At 63.9% G+C, this 18,114-nt stretch carries 13 protein-coding genes and 1 riboswitch; of the genes, 3 read left to right on the forward strand and 10 right to left on the reverse strand.

The window, feature by feature from the left end; all coding sequences use genetic code 11:
• Positions 1 to 166: 166 nt before the first annotated feature.
• Complete coding sequence (locus tag BLW71_RS01785) at positions 167 to 2,041, reverse strand: glycosyl transferase family 1 (protein ID WP_091792776.1); 1,875 nt, start codon at positions 2,039 to 2,041, stop codon at positions 167 to 169.
• Between the two features lie 147 nt (positions 2,042 to 2,188).
• Complete coding sequence (locus tag BLW71_RS01790) at positions 2,189 to 3,259, reverse strand: DUF3443 domain-containing protein (RefSeq protein ID WP_286161913.1); 1,071 nt, start codon at positions 3,257 to 3,259, stop codon at positions 2,189 to 2,191.
• On the opposite strand from BLW71_RS01790, the gene BLW71_RS42070 reads away from it, so the two are divergent.
• Positions 3,225 to 3,524 (forward strand): hypothetical protein, encoded by a 300-nt coding sequence (locus BLW71_RS42070; RefSeq protein ID WP_286162063.1) that lies wholly within the window; start codon positions 3,225 to 3,227, stop codon positions 3,522 to 3,524. The genes BLW71_RS01790 and BLW71_RS42070 overlap by 35 nt on opposite strands.
• Positions 3,525 to 3,533: 9 nt before the next feature.
• On the opposite strand, the gene BLW71_RS01795 is transcribed toward BLW71_RS42070, so the two are convergent.
• A complete protein-coding gene (locus BLW71_RS01795) occupies positions 3,534 to 3,944 on the reverse strand; it encodes a DUF2844 domain-containing protein (protein ID WP_286162032.1) in 411 nt (136 codons plus the stop codon).
• A 514-nt stretch (positions 3,945 to 4,458) separates the two neighbouring features.
• Between BLW71_RS01795 and bamC the strand changes: the two genes are divergently transcribed.
• Positions 4,459 to 5,694: an NlpB/DapX family lipoprotein gene (gene bamC, locus BLW71_RS01800; RefSeq protein WP_091792779.1), complete on the forward strand. Its 1,236-nt coding sequence runs from the start codon at positions 4,459 to 4,461 to the stop codon at positions 5,692 to 5,694.
• Positions 5,695 to 6,568: 874 nt separating this feature from the next.
• Here bamC and BLW71_RS01805 read toward each other — a convergent pair.
• The 6 genes from BLW71_RS01805 to BLW71_RS01830 all read right to left on the reverse strand — a co-directional run bounded on the left by BLW71_RS01805 (position 6,569) and on the right by BLW71_RS01830 (position 13,962).
• Positions 6,569 to 7,495, reverse strand: a complete 927-nt coding sequence (locus tag BLW71_RS01805; RefSeq protein WP_091800251.1) for a DMT family transporter — start codon at positions 7,493 to 7,495, stop codon at positions 6,569 to 6,571.
• A gap of 608 nt (positions 7,496 to 8,103) precedes the next feature.
• Entirely contained in the window at positions 8,104 to 9,702 is a 1,599-nt protein-coding gene (locus BLW71_RS01810; RefSeq protein ID WP_091792780.1) for an L-lactate permease, read from the reverse strand.
• A gap of 324 nt (positions 9,703 to 10,026) precedes the next feature.
• Complete coding sequence (locus BLW71_RS01815) at positions 10,027 to 10,518, reverse strand: hypothetical protein (RefSeq protein WP_091792781.1); 492 nt, start codon at positions 10,516 to 10,518, stop codon at positions 10,027 to 10,029.
• 261 nt (positions 10,519 to 10,779) lie between these two features.
• Complete coding sequence (locus tag BLW71_RS01820; RefSeq protein WP_091792782.1) at positions 10,780 to 10,992, reverse strand: YMGG-like glycine zipper-containing protein; 213 nt, start codon at positions 10,990 to 10,992, stop codon at positions 10,780 to 10,782.
• A gap of 264 nt (positions 10,993 to 11,256) precedes the next feature.
• The gene (gene thiC / locus BLW71_RS01825; protein ID WP_091792783.1) at positions 11,257 to 13,188 is read right to left on the reverse strand and encodes a phosphomethylpyrimidine synthase ThiC; all 1,932 of its coding nucleotides are present in this window, start codon (positions 13,186 to 13,188) and stop codon (positions 11,257 to 11,259) included.
• 94 nt (positions 13,189 to 13,282) lie between these two features.
• Positions 13,283 to 13,401: riboswitch (TPP riboswitch) on the reverse strand.
• A gap of 150 nt (positions 13,402 to 13,551) precedes the next feature.
• Entirely contained in the window at positions 13,552 to 13,962 is a 411-nt protein-coding gene (locus BLW71_RS01830) for a GreA/GreB family elongation factor (RefSeq protein WP_177204949.1), read from the reverse strand.
• A 946-nt stretch (positions 13,963 to 14,908) separates the two neighbouring features.
• Here BLW71_RS01830 and BLW71_RS01835 point away from each other — a divergent pair.
• Positions 14,909 to 15,832 (forward strand): EamA family transporter, encoded by a 924-nt coding sequence (locus BLW71_RS01835; RefSeq protein WP_091792784.1) that lies wholly within the window; start codon positions 14,909 to 14,911, stop codon positions 15,830 to 15,832.
• Positions 15,833 to 15,899: 67 nt separating this feature from the next.
• Here BLW71_RS01835 and BLW71_RS01840 read toward each other — a convergent pair whose 3' ends face one another.
• Positions 15,900 to 17,942 carry an NADPH-dependent 2,4-dienoyl-CoA reductase gene (locus BLW71_RS01840; protein WP_091800259.1) on the reverse strand — a complete coding sequence of 681 codons (2,043 nt, stop codon included), beginning with the start codon at positions 17,940 to 17,942 and terminating at the stop codon, positions 15,900 to 15,902.
• Positions 17,943 to 18,114: the final 172 nt, after the last annotated feature.

Consider the following 18,114-nt stretch of genomic DNA (forward strand, 5'->3'; position numbering starts at 1 on the left):
CGAGCTTCAAGCCAAAGGCAGGTCTCAAGCCAAAGGCAGGTCTCAAGCCAAAGGCAGGTCTCAAGCCAAAGGCAGGTCTCAAGCCAAAAGCAGGCATCAAACCAAAGGCAGGCCTCAAGCCGAAGGCAACCCTCAAACTACAACGCGCCGCAAGTCACGACAAACCTCAAGCCATCGCCTCCTCGCGGTGGCGCTGCTTATCCCGCACCAGCCGCAGCACGCTTTCAGCGAACGCCTGCGGCCGCCCGTCAAAGCATCGATCTACCGCCCGTGTGTCGATCAGCCGCTGCCGCAAGGCGGCGCGCTCGCCATGCGCGTCGATCAGCCGCACGGCGGCGGCAATGTAATCCTCCACGCTCTCTGCCGTAGTCCACGACGGCATACCCACGCGTTCGAACAGCGCGCCGTCGATCCGCTCGAACACTTCCGGCCCGCGTTTGCAGACGCCGGGCAAACCCAGCGTGAGCGCGTCGACAATACCGTTGGTATTGCCGAACGGAAACGGGCTGAGAAAAAGGTCGGAGCGATTGACGCGGGCCAGGTAGTCCGCGTAATCGTGAAAGCCGTGGACGACCGCGCGCGGCAGCGCCTCGCGGATCACTTCGCGCATACGCTCGAGCGGCAAACCGGCGGGCACGCCGCTCATGAAGTGAAACTCGACTGGCGTCGCGGCGCGCGCGCCGATCTCGCGGCACGCTTCGAGAAAGCCGGGATTGAGCTTCATGGCGCTGGCCGTAATGACGACCTCCAGCGTTTCGCGCGAGGGCGGCATCTCGGCGACGATGTCCGGCAGCGCTACCGACGGCCGGTACGGCTGCCCGTCTTTCGGCAGTTTCAGCAGACGCTCACTGAAGCAGGCGGGATCGCCGACATAATCTTCCTCGACGCTGACATAGTCGATCTTGTCGGAGTGAGTCGTGGCCGGGTGGCCGAGCCCGGCGATCTGCAGCGGCGCGATGCGCAGGTTCGACATGAACACGGTCAGCGCGAACATGCCGACACTCGGCATATAGAGCACGTCGGGCTGTTGCGCCTCGGCAAAGTCGCGAATCGTTTTCAGACATTCGCCAAGATATTCGGGCTCTTCCAGTTCGATGAAACGGTCGAACACCGCGCGCCCAATGTCGTCGATGGCATAGCCGAAGCTGAAGGCCACCACCTCGAAATGCTCGCGCGCGGCTTCGAGCGTGCGCGAGTGCGTGCGATAGATCGAATGGGCGCCGCCGAACCACTCGAGTACGACGACCATGAGCGGCTTTTTGCCGCGTTGTTTGCGGTTTTTCGCTCGGGCCAGCTGCGACGCGGGAAGGTCGGTCAGTCCCAATTGAGCCAACTTGCGGCGCACCAGTGCGTTGATGTCGCGTTTGATCTCATGGCGCCGTGGCGTGTCCGCGTAGCTGCAGAACATATACGCGTTATGCAGCAGGGCGGTGGGCAGGTCGTCGAGGTCGTCGATCTGCTGCAGTTTGCCGGGCAGCCATTCCATCAGCGCCTCGCGTTTGATATGCGCGCTCGCCGAGCCCTTGAAGACCGGCGCAAGCAACACGAGGGCGAGACAGGCGGCGAGGGATTTGTTGTACGCCCACAGCGCGGCGAAGTCGAGTTCGAATTCGGATTCCGTTGAATAGAGCACGCAAAGTTTCTCGGCGAAGCTGTCGCCGGGCAGAAACTGGGCGTTATCCGGACCACGCGGATTCAGGTTGCGGGCCACGTGGTCCGCGTTGCCGAATGGGGTGGAGGAGAAGACCAGTCCGACCCATTCGTGCAATGTCAGCAGCAGCCTGAAGCACTCGTGCGGAAGCTTGAGCGCCGGGTCGGCGAACAGGGTTGAAGCCGCGCTCGCGAGGCGTGTGCAGAAGCGCTGGCGTTGCTCGTCAGGCGGCAGATCGGCGATGCCCGAGGCAAGAAAGCTGCCGTCCAGCTTGCCGCGCTTCTGCTGAAGTAGCGCTAGCGCGGCAATGAACTGGATCGCAGCCTTGACGTGCTGTTGCGTATAAACAAGCTGCTCGAAGTGATCGAGCGAAAAAGTGGGTTCTTCCATCTGCCGACAATTCAAGAATTTGCATGACTAACTAATTGGAAGCGAGTTAGCCGGATGCGAGAATTATCGCAGCCAATGGATATCAAATCTGTCCGGTCGACGAATTTGGGAATTTTCTGCGCCGAAAGAAGCCGCCTGTTCGGAAGCTCAGAACGCATAATAAGGACCCGGGCCCGCTGACGTCTCGCGCGAGGCGATCGCCGTAAAGACGCGTCGCCCGAAGAAGAACGGCAGGCCCCAGCCGAAGCCGCTGCTGGCCACGCCGGCGAGGTTATTGAACGCGTTATTCGCCGACGCGAACAGCGCGCTCGCATTGCCGATCGCAAACGACACCGTGCTCGACGCGCCATCCGTACCCGTGATCGCGGCGCTCGCGGCCTGTACCGAAGACGGGCAGTACCAGAAACCGCACTGCGGCAACTGCGTATTGCGGAAGAAGAGCCCATTCGAGCCGCTATCGAGATAGCTTTGCGAAAAAGTCTGCCCGCCGCTCGTGGTGACGACGTAGCCCGTCACGCTGTTCGCCTTGAGGACGCTGGCGCCGCCGAGCGCGTTATTCGCCTGCGTGCCGATGCCGAAGATCATCGAACCCGATACGCTGGCCGCGCCGGCGTCGGCGATAGCCGGCAGGTCGATCACCACGCCGTTGTTGTCGAGCGCGAAGCGGCTGACCGGATTGGTCACCTGCTGCGCGAGCGCCTGAGTACTCGGCTGGCACGCTTCGCCCGCATTGCCCGTACCGCCAGTATTGCAGCTGTAGTACCAGCGCGGCAGCGCTGCATTCACACAGCCGCTGCCGCAGTCGGCCGCGAACAGGCCCACGCCGAGAATGCCGTTCGAGCGCAGGCCCGCCACCGTCTGCATGGCCCGGCCGGAGCCGGCGCAGTCGGCGGGGACGGCGGGCAGCGCCGGGTCGGCGATCGTTTGGATCGGGATCGACGCGGCCAGCTGGCCGGCCATGCGCACGTCCGCGCTGCGCACCGCGCCCCACGTGTAACCGCCGCCGAACACCGCGCACTCGCCTGCGATCCCGGCGCCCGATGCGATTGCCGCGAGCGGCAGGCTCGCCGGCAGCGCCGACGCGAGAATCCGCAAGCCGTGCGAACCGGTGTCGACCTGAACATCGTCGATCGTCGCGCAGTTGCTGGTGCCCGGCTGGCAGACGGTGACGCTCGTCGTCAGCATGTTGCGGGTCAGACCTGGCGCGCTCGTGACCATGATCGGCTGGACGTTCGGCGTATTCGACTGTGGCACGGAGCCGCTCGTGCCGGAACTCGACGTGGCGGGCGGCGCGGCGGCCGACGGCGCGCTGGCGGCACTCGGGCCGCTGGCCGGAGCGGCGGCGCCGGTCGGGGAAGTCGTGGCCGGCGTGCTGCCGCCACCGCCGCCGCACCCCGAGAAGGCGGCGCAGACGAGGAGCAGGGCGTATAGGCGAAGGGCGGGTTGCATGGCGTCGGGAGCATGGGTGGAAGCGGAGTCCTGATGCGTTGCGTCACTGGAAATCGTCGGCGGTGACGCCTGGCGGCAGCGCGGCGGGCAGCCATGCCCGTCCCACGTAGCCGCGCATCGGTCCGCCGGATTCCACGACCACGTCCGGCCGTGCCACGCGCGAGACGTGCAGATTGGCGTCTGCGGGCGCCGCTTGCGCGCCCGCGCGATACGAGTCGGCGTACTTTCCGAGCAGTGCGCGCAGGTCGGGCATGGTTGGGCCCTGCCACGCGTAGGCGATGATCTGGCCGGTGTTCGTGGCGTATTCGTTGATGGTCGTGTTGCCCGCGTCGGTCAGCGTGCGCATGCGCAGTGCGCCATTCAACAAGGGGCGCGGCGCGCTCGCGTTCGAATCCGCTTGAGCCGGCATGGCGCCGCCCAATTGGGCGCGTGCGTCGGCGCTGAGGTACGACATGACAGCCGCCAGTGCGCAAACGGCGAGGCTGGGTGTGAAAGTGGGCAATGGCATGACGATCGGTCTCCTGGTCGGCGCTCTCGAAGGCTTTTTGAGATGTCCATTTCAAGATATCACCGGGGTTTTGTGACCGTTACCAGAAGCGCTACTCGACGATTTTTGAGGTCTCAAAATTGATCGTGCGACGGTCTCGGAAAAGGCCGTCGAATCAATGTTCTGACGAGTAAGTAGGGTGTATCTGACAGGCGCTTGGGAAATGTGGGCGATTGTTAAATCCGCCGCGTTGCGAGCCGCTTTCCTGTGCGAAAACCACGCTCTCGCAAGCAGTGAAAACTCACCAGGCGAGCAGGTGGCGTATTCTCTACGCGCGTCGATCCAGGGCGGTTTCACGCGCGGCGCGCGCTGCTCAATTCACAGGCAAACCCGGCTTTTTGCACACAGTCCGCCGGGATCGGTAAAATGTCGGGTTGATCCACGGAAACTTGCCGTGGCGTAGCGGAAGGATTCCCCGAACATGACTGATCTTCGTCTTACCAAGCGGTTTGCAGTAATGCTGATGGCAGGCGGTCTGGTCGCCGGCTGCAGTACTTCGTCGCCGACCAAAATCGACTACAAGAGCGACTCGAAATCGAAGCAGGTGTCACTTGCCGTACCGCCGAACATGATTGATGAGACGGCCGATCAGCGTTCGTTGCCCCCGCAGGGCGGCGAAACCTCGTTGTCCACGCTCAAGCAGGTCCAGGCCCAGGCGCCGTCGGCCAATTCCGTCGTGGTGGTGCCGCCCGTCGCCGGCATGCATATCCAGCGCGACGGCACGGAAAGCTGGCTCGTCATCGACAACAAGGCGCCCGAGCAGGCATGGGCGCAAATCCGCCGCTTCTGGCAGGAGCAGGGTTTCCTGCTGGTGGTCGACCAGCGCGACAAGGGCGTGATGGAAACCGACTGGAACGAAACCCACGCGCAGATCAACGACGGCCTGATTCGCAACACGCTGTCCAAGGCCATGGGCAACAGCTATGTGACTTCGGAGCGCAACAAGTACCGCACGCGTCTCGAAGCGGCGCCCAACGGCGGCACTTACGTGTTCATCAGCCAGAAGGGCATGCGTGAGGCGCTCACCGGCACGAATAACGATTCGAGCACCTGGGTGCCGAAGCCGAACGATCCGGGCCTCGAACAGGAGTACCTGAAGCGCCTTCAGGCAGCGCTCGCGCTGGCCGATTCGCGCACGAAGTCGGGCGGCACGCAAAGCGCCGACCTGTCGCCGGCCGGTGCGCAAACCGCGCCTAACGCGGCCACGGCGGGTGCGAAGTCGGCGGCTGCGGCCACGGCGGCGCAAAACGTCGCGCTGTCCGCGCAGCAGCCTTTGCCGGATGCGGATTCGGCGAACAATACCTCGGCGCAGTTGTCCTCCACGGAACTCACGCTCGGCGAGCCGTATGACCGTGCCTGGTTGCGCGTGGGCCTCGCGCTCGACCGCAGCAACTTCACGGTCGACGACCGCGATCTGACTCGTGGCCTGTACTTCGTGCGCTACGTCGATCCGAAGGATATGACGTCGGCCGAGCAGGGCTTCTGGAGCCAGGTGTTCCACGGCAAGAAGGAAAAAGTCGCCAAGCAGTATCTGGTGAACGTGCGCGCGGTGACGCCTAACCAGACGCGCGTGGCCGTCGTCGACGACAAGGGCTCGATCGATGAAAGCCCGCAAGCCAAACAGATCATGAGTCTGATGGTCGACCAGTTGCACTAAGACTCAGCAAGTTGGAATGCTGTATGAAACCCGCCCGGGGTCGACCCGGGCGGGTTTTTTTACGGCCGGATATTAGGCATCCCGCGCGCAACCCGCGGCTCGACAGCGATCGCCCAACGCGCGCATGTGTTTTGCTTTGCTTCCAGGATACCGGTACGAACCGGAACTCAATGGGAGTTGGCCATGTTCGACGTGATGCCTTACTGGATGTGGGCGGCGAGCTTGCTCGTCCTGGCGCTCGTGTGCGGCGCAGCCTTGGGCCCGAGGGAGTCGCAGCGGCCAACCGGCCTGCGGGTCCGCCAGACGGCGGCGCGGCGTTCAAAGTGGCGGATCCTTTGAACCGCTCTGAAGCGCGTCCCGCTGTCCACGGCGGGGATCATGCGGCGGCACCTCGTGCGGCCGCATGTAACGTGACGTTACGCCGGTGACGTAACTTTCCAAACCTTCTTTCCGTCGCGCCCTGTCAACTCTCCGCCGCGAATAAATTCGATAAGAATCAACCGTTTGCGGTGACTGGCTGCAGTCGCTTGGCAAGCTGGCACACAAGCTGCTTTTAACAGGGCGTGAAACCGGATTGGCTTGCCCCACATGGGTTTGCGGCGAGTCGTCCAGCGAACGAATCAATCAAGGAATTCTGACCATTCCAGCATCGGCCGACGAACCGATGCCTAGCCCGATGATGGCCTGCGCGATGACGCGCGGCCTCGGTGGCCCCGTCGCCTATCCTCGTAGGGCGACGGTTTCGCCCGCACTCCCGTGGAGTGCGGGCTATTTTTTTGCGCTTGGGAGTCGTCGCGGCGGCGGGATGGCGGGGCTGCGGGAAGAATGCGCGGGTCGGCGACGCCGGAGAGCGTCGCGCGCAACGAAGCGGATGTCAGGTGTCGGCGCGGCGCGTTCCGATCCACGGCAGACGCTTGATAACGCCCGTGGCCAGCGCGGTGCCGACCAGGATCACGCCGCAACCTTCGAGCATGCCGGGCGACACGCTTTCGCCGAGAAACAGCGCGCCCCACAGAATGCCGAAGATCGGAATCACGAAGGTCACCGTAATCGCGCGCGCCGGTCCGACCACCGCGATCAGATGGAAGAACAACATATACGCCACGCCCGTACACGCGACGCCGAGCGCGATCACCGCACCCCACGCGTGGAGCGAGACCGGCGCCGCCGGCCAGTAGATCACGGCGAGCGGCAGCAGCACGATCGTGGCGCCGGTCATGGTGCCGGTCGCGACGGTGAGCGCGTCGACGCCGGTCAGGTGGCGCTTCGTGTAGTTGGCGGCGACGCCATACAGCAGCGTGGCGCCGAGTGCCGCGGCGGCCGCGAGCGCGGTGCTGAGCGGGGTCGCGGCCGTACCGTTCGGCGCGGCGATCTGATCCCATACCAGCATCAATACGCCGAGAAAGCCGATCACCAACCCGAGCGTGCGCAGCGCGCTCAGCCGGTCACGCAGCCAGAGAAAGCCGACCAGCGCGCCCCAGAGCGGCGTGCTCGCATTGATCACGGAGGTGACTCCCGCCGACAGCGTCAACTCGGCGTAGGCGAACAGGCAGAAGGGCGCCGCCGAATTCAGGATGCCGACCACCAGCAGCGGGAAGGCGCGCGTGCGCAGGATGGTCGCGGATTGGCGTAGCGGGCGTCGCGCGATCAGCACGACGGCGAGAAACGCCGCGCCGATGCCGACGCGCAGCGCCATCAACGGTGCGACGCCGAAGTCGGTGACGCCGACGCGGATAAACAGGAACGACGCGCCCCACAGGGCGGCGAGGATCAGTAGTTGCAGCAGGTTTTTGGCATTCATCGGGATGGCGCCTCGCGCGGTTGAGTCGAGACGCCCGCGCATCGTAGCAGCGCAATCGTGCGAAACGTTTCAGGCTGGAATGAAACGGCAAGATCCGGGAGATAAAAGGCGTCTGATAGTCGTGATCGTAAGTGTAGCGGCGGTGTGCGCAAAACGAGCAATTCTCACGCTGATGTGAGAAAAATTGCGATCACGACGGTGTGATGGAGGGGTGGGGCTGAGGCAGGATATGGTGTCTGCTTGAGCGTCGTGAATTATTTTGCGGTCGATGGCTCGCTGGCGGGACGGTGTGAATGAGGCGCAAGCGCGGATCGGTTGTGCCGGGCCAGCTGCTTGACCCGACCAGACGCGACCCGGCGCGACTTGGCGAAACCCGTCTCAGTGCGTAGTCTTCCGAGCGCGTCGTGCCCACCGTAAGCAACGCCCTCAGTACAGAATTCCCTCGGTACGAGCGCCACGCTCTCGGTACGGAATCCCGCCGGTACGAGCGCCACGCTCTCGGTACGGAATCCCGCCGGTACGAGCGCCAGGCTCTCGGTACGGAATTTCGCCGGTACGAGAGCGCCACGCCCTCGGTACGCAATCCCGCCGGAACGAGCGCCACCCCCTCAGTGCGGAATCATCCACTGCAGGAAATTCTGCTGCAGCCAGACCAGCACGCCGAGCAGCACCGTCAACAGAATCGAATGCTTGAACGTCTTGGCGAACACCACGCCTTCCTTGCCTTTAAGCTCGGTGGTGGCCACGCCGGTCGAGATGTTTTGCGGCGAGATCATCTTGCCCATCACGCCGCCCGACGAATTCGTCGCTGCCATCAGGATCGGGTTGAGATTCAACTGGTTGGCCGCCACCACCTGCAGATTACCGAACAGGGCGTTGCCCGACGTATCGCTGCCGGACAGGAACACGGCGACCCAGCCAAGGAACGCCGACACCAGCGGAAAGAACGGTCCGACCGAGGCGACGCCCAGCCCGAGCGTGTAAGTGAGCCCCGAGTAGTTCATCAGATACGCGAGACCGACGATGGTCGCTACTGTCAGGATGGCGATGCGCGTCTGCCCCCACGTGTCGGCGATGGCCGCGCCAAACTCGCGCGCGCTCAGGCCGACCACGAAAGTGGTGATGAGCGCGGCAACGAGAATCGCGGTGCCGGTCGCGAGCGGCTGGAAGTCCCATACCGCGCCGTACGGCGTGTTGTACAGCGTGATGAAGACGGCCTTGTCGAGCCCCGGCCACGGCACCTTGACGTCGCCGATCAGGAAGATTTTCGCCACCGTCCAGACGATCACCACGACCGACACGATGATCCACGGATACCAGCCCTGGCCGCCGCCGATCTTGCCGCGCACCTCGCCGACACGGTCGATGTTGACCGCGAATTTCGGGTCAACCGCGGGCCGCCAGACGCGCAGGAAGGCGATCGTCAGAATGAGCGAAACCATCGACGACAACACGTCGGTCAGGCTGTAGTTCACGTAGTTCGAGGCGACGAACTGCGTCAGCGCGAAGCTCGCGCCCGATACCAGCAGCACCGGCCACACTTTCAGCATATTGCGAAAGCCCGCATAGACGCTGATCACATAGAAGGGCAGCAGAAAGGCGAAGAACGGCAACTGGCGGCCGACCATCTTGGCGAGCGAATCGGCCGGCAGGTGCGTGACCGCGCCGAGCACGGTGATCGGCACGCCGAGCGCGCCGAAGGCGACCGGTGCGGTATTGAAGATCAGCGTGAAGGTGAGCGCTTCCAGCGTGGGAAAGCCGAGCAGAATCAGCAACGAACTGGTGATGGCGACCGGCGTGCCGAAGCCGGAGATCCCTTCGAGCAGCGCGCCGAACGAAAACCCGATCACCACCAGCACCACGCGCCGGTCGTTCGGCAGATTGTCGATCATCCACATGCGAAAGGCCGCGAAGCGCCCTGAGCGCTGCGAGATGTTGTACAGCAGGATCGCCGCGAACACGATCCACATGACCGGCCAGCATGCGAATACGGCGCCGGCCACGACCGAATCGACCGCGAGTCCCACCGGAAACTGCCAGACAAGGATCGCCACGATCAAGCCGACAATCAGGCCCGCGAGCGACGCCTGCCACGCCGGCCGCCGCGCCCAGCCGAGCAGGAGCAGCACGACGATGATCGGTAAGGCCGCGACCAGAAACGATGGCAATAGCGAATTGCCGACAGGGGTGAGTAGTTGATGGAACATCGCGTCTCCTTCGTTGTTGTTCGAAATCGACGCGGCACTTATTTTTATCGGACGCGTCGCTCTGGCAGGACGGATGGGCGTCGGCGGCACGTGCGGGCCGGGCCGGATCGCTTTTTTAAACAGGTACTGTGTGGGGCTTTCCCAAGCATAGAACCCAGTCGGGCGGCGTCAAGAAGAAACTGCGGGCGAAGCGGACGAGGACTGGGAACCCGCGTTGCGCTTGCGTGAGGCAGCACGCGCGAAGCGCGGCGGGGCGGCGTGCTGCAGGGTCTGCCGTGCAGTTCACGGCAAGACCATCAATGAGTCGAAACGCGCCGGCACGCGTCAGTGCCCGTGGCCATGGCCGTGTCCGCCGCCTCCACCGTGGCCACCCCAGTAGCCACCGAAGCCGAAGCCGATCGAAACCGAGGGACCATACCAGCCTGGATAGCCGTAATAAGCCGGATAGACCGGCGGCGGATAGTAGACCGGATAGGCAGGCGCGGGCGCCACATACACGGGCGGGGCAGCAACCGCGTAAGTGGGAGGCGGGCTCTGCTGACCACCCTGAGCCTGTTGCTGCTGCGCGGGGTATGAAGCGTCCTGGCCCATCGGCACGGCCTGCTGCGTACCCGCCGCGGGCACGGCGCCGTAATACGGGTAATAGCCGGCCGGATAATAACCGTATGGGTAGTAGCAACCGGACAGGGTGAGGGCGCAGGCCATGCCGCCAAGCGCCATGCCGGTGTATGAGAGTCGAGGAAAGGAGGAACGGGAAAAGCGCAGCGGCAACCGCTGGCCGATCGCACACACCGTATTGATGAGGCGGGACTTCATGACGCGCTCCTGGTTGAATCGAACGCCGCCATTGGGGGCGTCACGGTACCAGCTTACGCTGCTGCGACGCCGACCGGATTGCAAAACAGTAACGGCTTATTTCACCCCATTGCAGCGCCATTCACGACCCGCATGAACCCGAGCATAAAACGCATGTCGCGCGTTGCGCTTATGAGCGATGTGTCCAACTCGCCGAGGGTCGAGCTTCGCTCGCCCCTCGTGCGTGTCATGTGATGGATCGCGCTACGACCTGCCGTCCGCTTACTTCCCGACCTGATTGCCGATAATGCCACCCGCCGCTGCGCCACCGATCGTAGACAGCGCATTGCCGCCGATCGCCGCGCCCGCGGCGCCGCCCAAGCCCGCGCCGATAGCCGTATCGCGGCCTTGCCGGCTCATGCCTTCACACGCGGAAAGACTCACCACGACTGCCACGATGGCCGCGAGCGTGCCGATTTGACGAATCGATTTCATGATGCTGACTCCGGTAGTTGTAGTTGGAACGTCACCTTCCTTGCATTTGATGTTATCGCCGCAGCCCGTATCCAGATGTTTGCGCTTGTCAACGAACTGTCGGTTTCGTAATCAAATGTTTCCCTCCCTGCAGCACGTGGCGTGCCCGGAAGCCGTAAACGGAAAAGCCCGCCAGTGGCGGGATTCGGTGCTGCAATGCAGAGATTGGCGGATCGAGTGGCGGCTTGGACTGCACCGCGAAAACACGCGACCCGCGTGCGAACCTTACTGCCGCTGATAAATCTCAGCGCCTTTCTTCATGAACTCGATCGACTTCACCTCCATGCCTTTCTTCAACGCTTCGTCGTCGGTGACGCCCTGTTGCGCGGCGAACTCGCGGACGTCCTGCGTGATTTTCATCGAGCAGAAGTGCGGGCCGCACATCGAGCAGAAATGCGCGACCTTGGCCGAATCCTTCGGCAGCGTTTCGTCGTGGAATTCGCGCGCCTTGTCCGGATCGAGGCCGAGGTTGAACTGGTCCTCCCAACGGAATTCGAAGCGCGCCTTGGAGAGCGCGTTGTCACGCACCTGCGCGCCCGGGTGGCCCTTCGCCAGATCGGCGGCATGCGCGGCGAGCTTGTAGGTGATGATGCCGGTCTTGACGTCGTCCTTGTTCGGCAAGCCCAGGTGTTCCTTCGGCGTCACGTAGCAGAGCATGGCCGTGCCGAACCAGCCGATCATCGCAGCGCCAATGCCCGAGGTGATATGGTCGTAACCCGGCGCGATGTCGGTGGTCAGCGGTCCGAGCGTGTAGAACGGCGCTTCGTCGCACCATTCCAGTTGCAGGTCCATGTTTTCCTTGATGAGTTGCATCGGCACATGGCCGGGGCCTTCGATCATGGTCTGTACGTCGTGCTTCCACGCGATCTGCGTGAGTTCGCCGAGCGTCTTCAATTCGCCGAGCTGCGCTTCGTCGTTGGCGTCGTAGATCGAGCCGGGACGCAGGCCGTCGCCGAGCGAGAAGGCCACGTCATACGCCTTCATGATTTCGCAGATGTCTTCGAAATGCTCGTACAGGAAGCTTTCCTTGTGGTGAGCGAGACACCACTTGGCCATGATCGAGCCGCCGCGCGAGACGATGCCGGTCATGCGCTTGGCCGTGAGCGGCACGTATTGCAGACGCACGCCCGCGTGAATCGTGAAGTAGTCGACGCCCTGCTCAGCCTGCTCGATGAGCGTGTCGCGGAAGATTTCCCACGTCAGGTCTTCGGCCTTGCCGTTGACCTTTTCCAGCGCCTGGTAGATCGGCACCGTGCCGATCGGCACCGGCGAATTGCGGATGATCCACTCGCGCGTTTCGTGAATGTGCTTGCCGGTGGACAGATCCATCACCGTGTCGCCGCCCCAGCGGATCGCCCACGTCATCTTGTCGACTTCCTCGCCGATCGAGGACGTCACCGCCGAGTTGCCGATGTTGGCATTCACCTTCACGAGGAAGTTGCGGCCGATGATCATCGGCTCGCTTTCCGGGTGATTGATGTTGTTCGGGATGATCGCGCGGCCGCGCGCCACTTCTTCGCGCACGAATTCCGGCGTGATTTCGGTGAGGCCATTCGGACCGAACGCGCTCGCGCCGAACGCCTGCCCAGGATGCTGGCGGCCCATCATCGCGGCGAGCTTTTCGCCGTTCGGGCCGCTCGTCTTGAGGCTTTCCAGATACTCGGCGCGGCGCTGGTTCTCACGAATCGCGATGTACTCCATTTCCGGCGTGATGATGCCTTTTTTTGCATAGTGCATCTGCGACACATTCTTGCCGGCGATCGCGCGGCGCGGCGTGCGGTGCAGGCCCTGGAAGCGCAACTCGGCGGTCGCCGTGTCGGCGGCGCGCTCGCGGCTGAAGTCGCTCGACAGACCCGTCAGCGCTTCGGTGTCGCCGCGCTCTTCGATCCACGCCTGACGCAGTGCCGGCAGACCGGCGCGGATATCGATTTTGGCTTCCGGGTCCGAGTACGGGCCCGACGTGTCGTAGACATAGACCGGCGGATTCTTTTCGCCGCCGAAACTGTCAGGCGTGTCCGCCTGCGAGATTTCGCGCATCGGCACGCGGATATCGGCACGCGAGCCGGTCACGTAGACCTTGCGGGAATTCGGCAGCGGCGCGACGGCGGCTTCATCGACGTGAGCGTCGGCGGAAAGGAACTTCGGGTTGGCGTTCATGCAGTATCTCCTGAGCAAAGCTATGTGGGGCGGCTAAGCAGGAGACGAGACGGAAGTTGTCGGAAATCGCGAGAGATGAGGCCATGGAGCTGGAGTGCGAATTCCGCACGCTTCCCTGCGCTGGCATTATCCAGATCAGGTTCAAAGGGTATTTCTCACCCGCGCAGCACGGACCTCCAACCTCCGTGCGACGCAGGACCCCCGCGTTAGCAGCGCACACGATACACCGGCCACACGCTGCTTGGCAACCCGTCTTCGAACATCGGATGGCGGATATCACAGCGGCAAGCCATGCGGCATTGCCGTATTCAGGGGGCTGTCATGAAGCGGCGCAACACGGGTTGCTACGCCATTGCGCTGTGCTTACAGCGTGAAATTGTCGGCGGCTTCGGGTTGAAAGAGGATCTTTTCGAGCTTCAGCACTTTCTCCGTGCCGCTCGGCGGCGTGAAGCGGATGCGCTCGCCGCGTTTGGCGCCGAGCAAGGCGAGGCCGGCGGGGGAGAACACGTTCAGGCGGCCATGCGCGAAGTCCGCGTTCGGCGGATAGACTACGGTCCAGGTCATGTGCTCGCCGCTGGTTTCATCGACCAGCGTGGCTTGCGAATTCATCGTAACGATATTGGCCGGAATCTCGTGCGAGTCGACGATCACGGCGCGCTCCAGGACGTCGTCGAGCATGTCTTGCAAACGCGCGTCGGCACCGGGCGCGGCTGCGTGCTTCTCGAGACGGGTGACGTCGAGTTCGGTGAGGTAACAGGTTTTCGTCTTTTTCACGATGGGTACTCCAATTCGATCTGCATGTAGGGGAACAGCGTGCGGATGAGATCGGCCCGGAGCCCGACAACGCGGCTCAGGCAATGGAGCGAGCAGCGTTAAATCGGGCGCCGGGCGGCGTGGAGCGGGAGCGTTCGGGACGGCCCGCCGGCGCGACGCGGCATGAATTCCGCGCGCGCGCAGCCGGTTGCGCGGCGAGGGCGCAAGCGGAAGTGGGCACGGGAAGTCGGAAAGCGCATCGAGGTGGCCGGTGGGTAGCGAAAGAGGGGGAAGCGGGCGCCACGATACAGTTGCAGGCGGCGCGATCGAAAGCTGAATGTTAGCACGGGGCTAATCTCTATCGACTGTAGCACAAGGCCGGGGCGTGTCTCCCGACTCGCCGCCAAGGACTGTCGTTCACCATGCGCTATCGGCCGACAGCCGTTGGCAAAGCGCGCGGGCCGTATTCAAGCCAGTCCGTCGCCTGTCCGAAAGTTACGGAGGCCGAATCATCGCCGACCTTGCTTGAGCGTCCGCTCAACCAGGCGGCGTGAGGCTCGACCACTCAGTGATCCGCAGCAACGCACGGCGGCTCATGCCGAAACACAGATCGCTATGCCTTGTGCATTCAACGCGTTCTGTGGAGTCGACGTGGCAAATACGGGGGGGAACGTCCGCGGCGTTTTTGTTGCAAGTACGCCAAAAAGTTACGATTCTTTCAAGCGACGCGGTGGGCGCTTACTGCATAATGCCGTGCGCGCCCACTATTTGGCGCGTGTTCGCCGTAGCCCGATTTCTTCGGCCGCCGCGGCGTTGTGGCTCATTGGCCATCTATCGTCCTTCCGCTCCACCAACATGTCCGCCAGCCTCGCCCGTCAGACCGTATCGCCGATGCGGTGTCCGCCATCCCGCCTCAGGGTCTCCAGCGGGGGCGCCGCACCTCGAGCGGCATGGGCGGGTTGAACGCATGTCGCTGCAACTCCCAAGCCGTTTTCCGCGTGGTTTTTCGCTCCGTTTGCCGCAGTCCCGCAATGGCCAGCTCGCGCTCGCCGTCGTCTATGTCGTGTGGGGCTCGACCTATCTTGCCGTGCACGTCGCGCTGGGTTCGTTTCCTCCATTGCTGCTCTCGGGGCTGCGCAATCTGTTCGCCGGCGTAGGCCTCTTCATTTTTGCGGCGCGCCGCAATCCGGTCTGGCCGGGCGCAGCCGAAATCCGTAATGCCGGCCTCGTGGGCACCATGCTGGTCGGTTTGTCGAGCGGCATGCTCGCCTACGGGATGCGCACCGTCGGCACCGGCACCGCGGCGGTGATGGTCGCCACCGTGCCGCTGTTCGCGACGGTGATCGCGGCCGTGGCGGGGCGCAAGATCGGCCGGGGCGAGTGGTTCGCGGTCGGCCTCGGTCTGGTCGGCATTGCGATTCTCAGTCATGGCGATAGTGCGCCGGGCTCTGCGGGCGGCAGCCTGGCGATTCTGTGCGGTGCGCTATTCTGGGCGGGCGGCGCGCATCTGGCCGGGCGTCTGAAACTGCCCTCGGACCTGTTTCTCTCGACGTCGCTGCAAATCGGTCTGGGCGGCGCGATGTCCACCCTGGTCGCGTGGGTCTCCGGCGAGCGGATGCTCGAGGTGCATGTCATGCCGGTGCTGGCGTTCATCTACCTGATGCTTATCGGCACGATGGCCGCCTACGTCGCGTATGGTTTTCTGATCCGGCATACCAGCCCGATCATCGCCAGCAGTTGCATGTACGTGAATCCGGTGGTGGCCGTGGCGCTGGGTGCGCTGCTGCTCGGCGAGCCGGTCACCCGCTCCACGGTGATCGCGACGGTCGTGATTCTGGCGAGCGTGGGACTGTCGTTCTGGTTCGACTACCGGAAGAAGGGGCTCGCCTGAGCCTGGAGCGGGCTTGCGTTGGGGTTGCCCCTTGTGAGTCTCATTGTGCCGGGGCGGCGGCCCGCTATTAAAGCGCCGCGGCCACTTCCGCGCCTTCGCGAATCGCGCGTTTCGCGTCCAGTTCAGTGGCGACTTTCGCCCCGCCGATCACGTGATAACGCGGGCCGCCGGCCTGATTCGCTTCACCCGCTGCCTGCGGGTGCAGATCGCGCAGCGATTCCTGCCCCGCGCACACCACGATCGTATCCACGTCGAGCCATTCTTCGACGCCTTGATGCGCGATCTTCAGCCCGCGCGCCGCGATTTGCAGATACGAGACGCCACCGAGCATTGTCACGCCGTTCCTCGCCAGCGTCGCGCGATGCACCCAGCCGGAAGTCTTGCCAAGCCCCATGCCGAGCTTGCCGGCCTTGCGCTGGAGCAGCCAGATTTGCCGCGGCGGCCGCGCCGGCGCGGGCGGTTTCAGCCCGCCGCGTTCCCGCACGGCCAGATCGACGCCCCATTCGTCGAGCCATGCGTCGCGCGGCATTGGCAGAGGGTCGCCCGCGCGATGCAGCAAAAACTCGCTGACGTCGAAGCCAATGCCGCCCGCACCGATCACCGCGACACGCTGGCCGACCGGCGCACCACGCAGCACGTCCACATACGACAGCACGTTCGCCGCGTCGATGCCGGCAATCGCCGGCCGGCGCGGCACGATGCCGGTGGCGACGATCACGTCGTCGTAAGCACCCAAGGCCAGCAGGGCGGGGTCGACGCGCGTGTCGAGCCGCACGTCGACGCGGTGGCGCTGCAACTGGCTCTGAAAATAGCGGATCGTTTCGCTGAACTCCTCCTTGCCGGGCACGCGCATCGCCAGATTGAACTGGCCGCCGATCGTTGCGCTCGCATCGAACAGCGTCACACGATGCCCGCGCGCCGCGGCGACGGTCGCCGCCGACAACCCCGCCGGACCCGCGCCGACCACGGCCACCGAGCGCGCGGCCTGCGCCCCGGCGACGGGCCGGTAGATCAATTCGGTCTCGCGTCCCGCGCGCGGATTGACGAGGCACGTGGCGCGCTGGTTCTTGAACGTGTGATCGAGGCAGGCCTGATTGCAGGCGATACAGGTGTTGATTTCGTGCGCGCGTCCCTCGGCGGTCTTCACCACGAACTCGGGATCGGCCAATAGCGGCCGGGCCATGGAAACCAGATCGCCCGCTCCCTGCGCGAGCAGTTCTTCGGCGACCTCGGGCGTATTGATGCGGTTGGACACGATCACCGGCACCTTGACGGCGGCCTTCAATCGCGCGCTCAGCGCGGCGAACGCGGCGCGAGGCACCGAGGTCACGATGGTCGGCACACGCGCCTCGTGCCAGCCGATGCCGGTGTTGAACATGGTGACGCCGGCGGCTTCGAGCGCCTGCGCGACCTGCACGGTTTCGTCCCACGTGTTGCCGCCTTCCACCAGATCGATCAGCGAGATCCGGTACACGACAATAAAGCGTTCGCCGCATACCGCGCGCACCGCCTCGACGATCTCGCGCGCGAGCCGCATGCGGTTTTCGATGCTGCCGCCGTACGCGTCCGTGCGCTGATTGGTGCGCGGGCATAGGAACTGATTGAGCAGATAGCCTTCGCTGCCCATGATCTCGACGCCGTCGTAGCCCGCGCGTTGAGCGAGGCGTGCGCAGCGCGCGTAGTCGCGCACGGTCTTCGCAATGCCGGCGATAGTGAGCGCTCGCGGCTTGAACTTCGAGATCGGCGACTTGATCGCCGATGCGGAGACGACGAACGGTTGATAGCCATAGCGGCCCGCGTGCAGGATCTGCAGCGCGATCTTGCCGCCTTCGGCATGCACGGCCTCGGTCAATTTCCGGTGATTGCGCAGATCGAATACGGAATTCAACGTGCCGCCGAACGGCAATAGCCAACCTTCGCGATTCGGCGAGATCCCGCCCGTGACGATCAAACCGACGCCGCCTTTCGCGCGCTCGCGGAAATACGCGGCCAGCTTCGGGTAATTCCAGAAGCGGTCTTCCATGCCCGTGTGCATCGAACCCATCACCACGCGGTTGCGCAAACGAGTGAAGCCCAGATCGAGTTCGGCGAGTAAGTGTTGGTAAGACATGCGGAGGACCGTGTAAGTATTGGATGCGCACGAACAATACACCGCGTCGCGTGCCAACCCGCCGAGGAAAAATTCTAAACCTCGCAAGTCGTTGCTCCGTAAGACATTCTTCAGCCGCCACCGGCCATGCCAAACCCCGCGGCACACGCATTGCTCAAAGCGAGCGTCCATC

The organism is Burkholderia sp. WP9, assembly GCF_900104795.1.
Taxonomy (GTDB): domain Bacteria; phylum Pseudomonadota; class Gammaproteobacteria; order Burkholderiales; family Burkholderiaceae; genus Paraburkholderia.

Excerpts from the sequence above, each read along its gene's own strand:
- BLW71_RS42070 (WP_286162063.1), top strand. The coding sequence starts at position 3,225 with ATGTTGCGGGTCAGACCTGGCGCGCTCGTGACCATGATCGGCTGGACG.
- bamC (WP_091792779.1), top strand. The coding sequence starts at position 4,459 with ATGACTGATCTTCGTCTTACCAAGCGGTTTGCAGTAATGCTGATGGCA.
- BLW71_RS01785 (WP_091792776.1), bottom strand. The coding sequence starts at position 2,041 with ATGGAAGAACCCACTTTTTCGCTCGATCACTTCGAGCAGCTTGTTTAT.
- BLW71_RS01810 (WP_091792780.1), bottom strand. The coding sequence starts at position 9,702 with ATGTTCCATCAACTACTCACCCCTGTCGGCAATTCGCTATTGCCATCG.
- BLW71_RS01840 (WP_091800259.1), bottom strand. The coding sequence starts at position 17,942 with ATGTCTTACCAACACTTACTCGCCGAACTCGATCTGGGCTTCACTCGT.
- BLW71_RS01835 (WP_091792784.1), top strand. The coding sequence starts at position 14,909 with ATGTCGCTGCAACTCCCAAGCCGTTTTCCGCGTGGTTTTTCGCTCCGT.
- BLW71_RS01815 (WP_091792781.1), bottom strand. The coding sequence starts at position 10,518 with ATGAAGTCCCGCCTCATCAATACGGTGTGTGCGATCGGCCAGCGGTTG.
- BLW71_RS01790 (WP_286161913.1), bottom strand. The coding sequence starts at position 3,259 with ATGGTCACGAGCGCGCCAGGTCTGACCCGCAACATGCTGACGACGAGC.
- BLW71_RS01795 (WP_286162032.1), bottom strand. The coding sequence starts at position 3,944 with ATGTCGTACCTCAGCGCCGACGCACGCGCCCAATTGGGCGGCGCCATG.
- thiC (WP_091792783.1), bottom strand. The coding sequence starts at position 13,188 with ATGAACGCCAACCCGAAGTTCCTTTCCGCCGACGCTCACGTCGATGAA.
- BLW71_RS01820 (WP_091792782.1), bottom strand. The coding sequence starts at position 10,992 with ATGAAATCGATTCGTCAAATCGGCACGCTCGCGGCCATCGTGGCAGTC.
- BLW71_RS01805 (WP_091800251.1), bottom strand. The coding sequence starts at position 7,495 with ATGAATGCCAAAAACCTGCTGCAACTACTGATCCTCGCCGCCCTGTGG.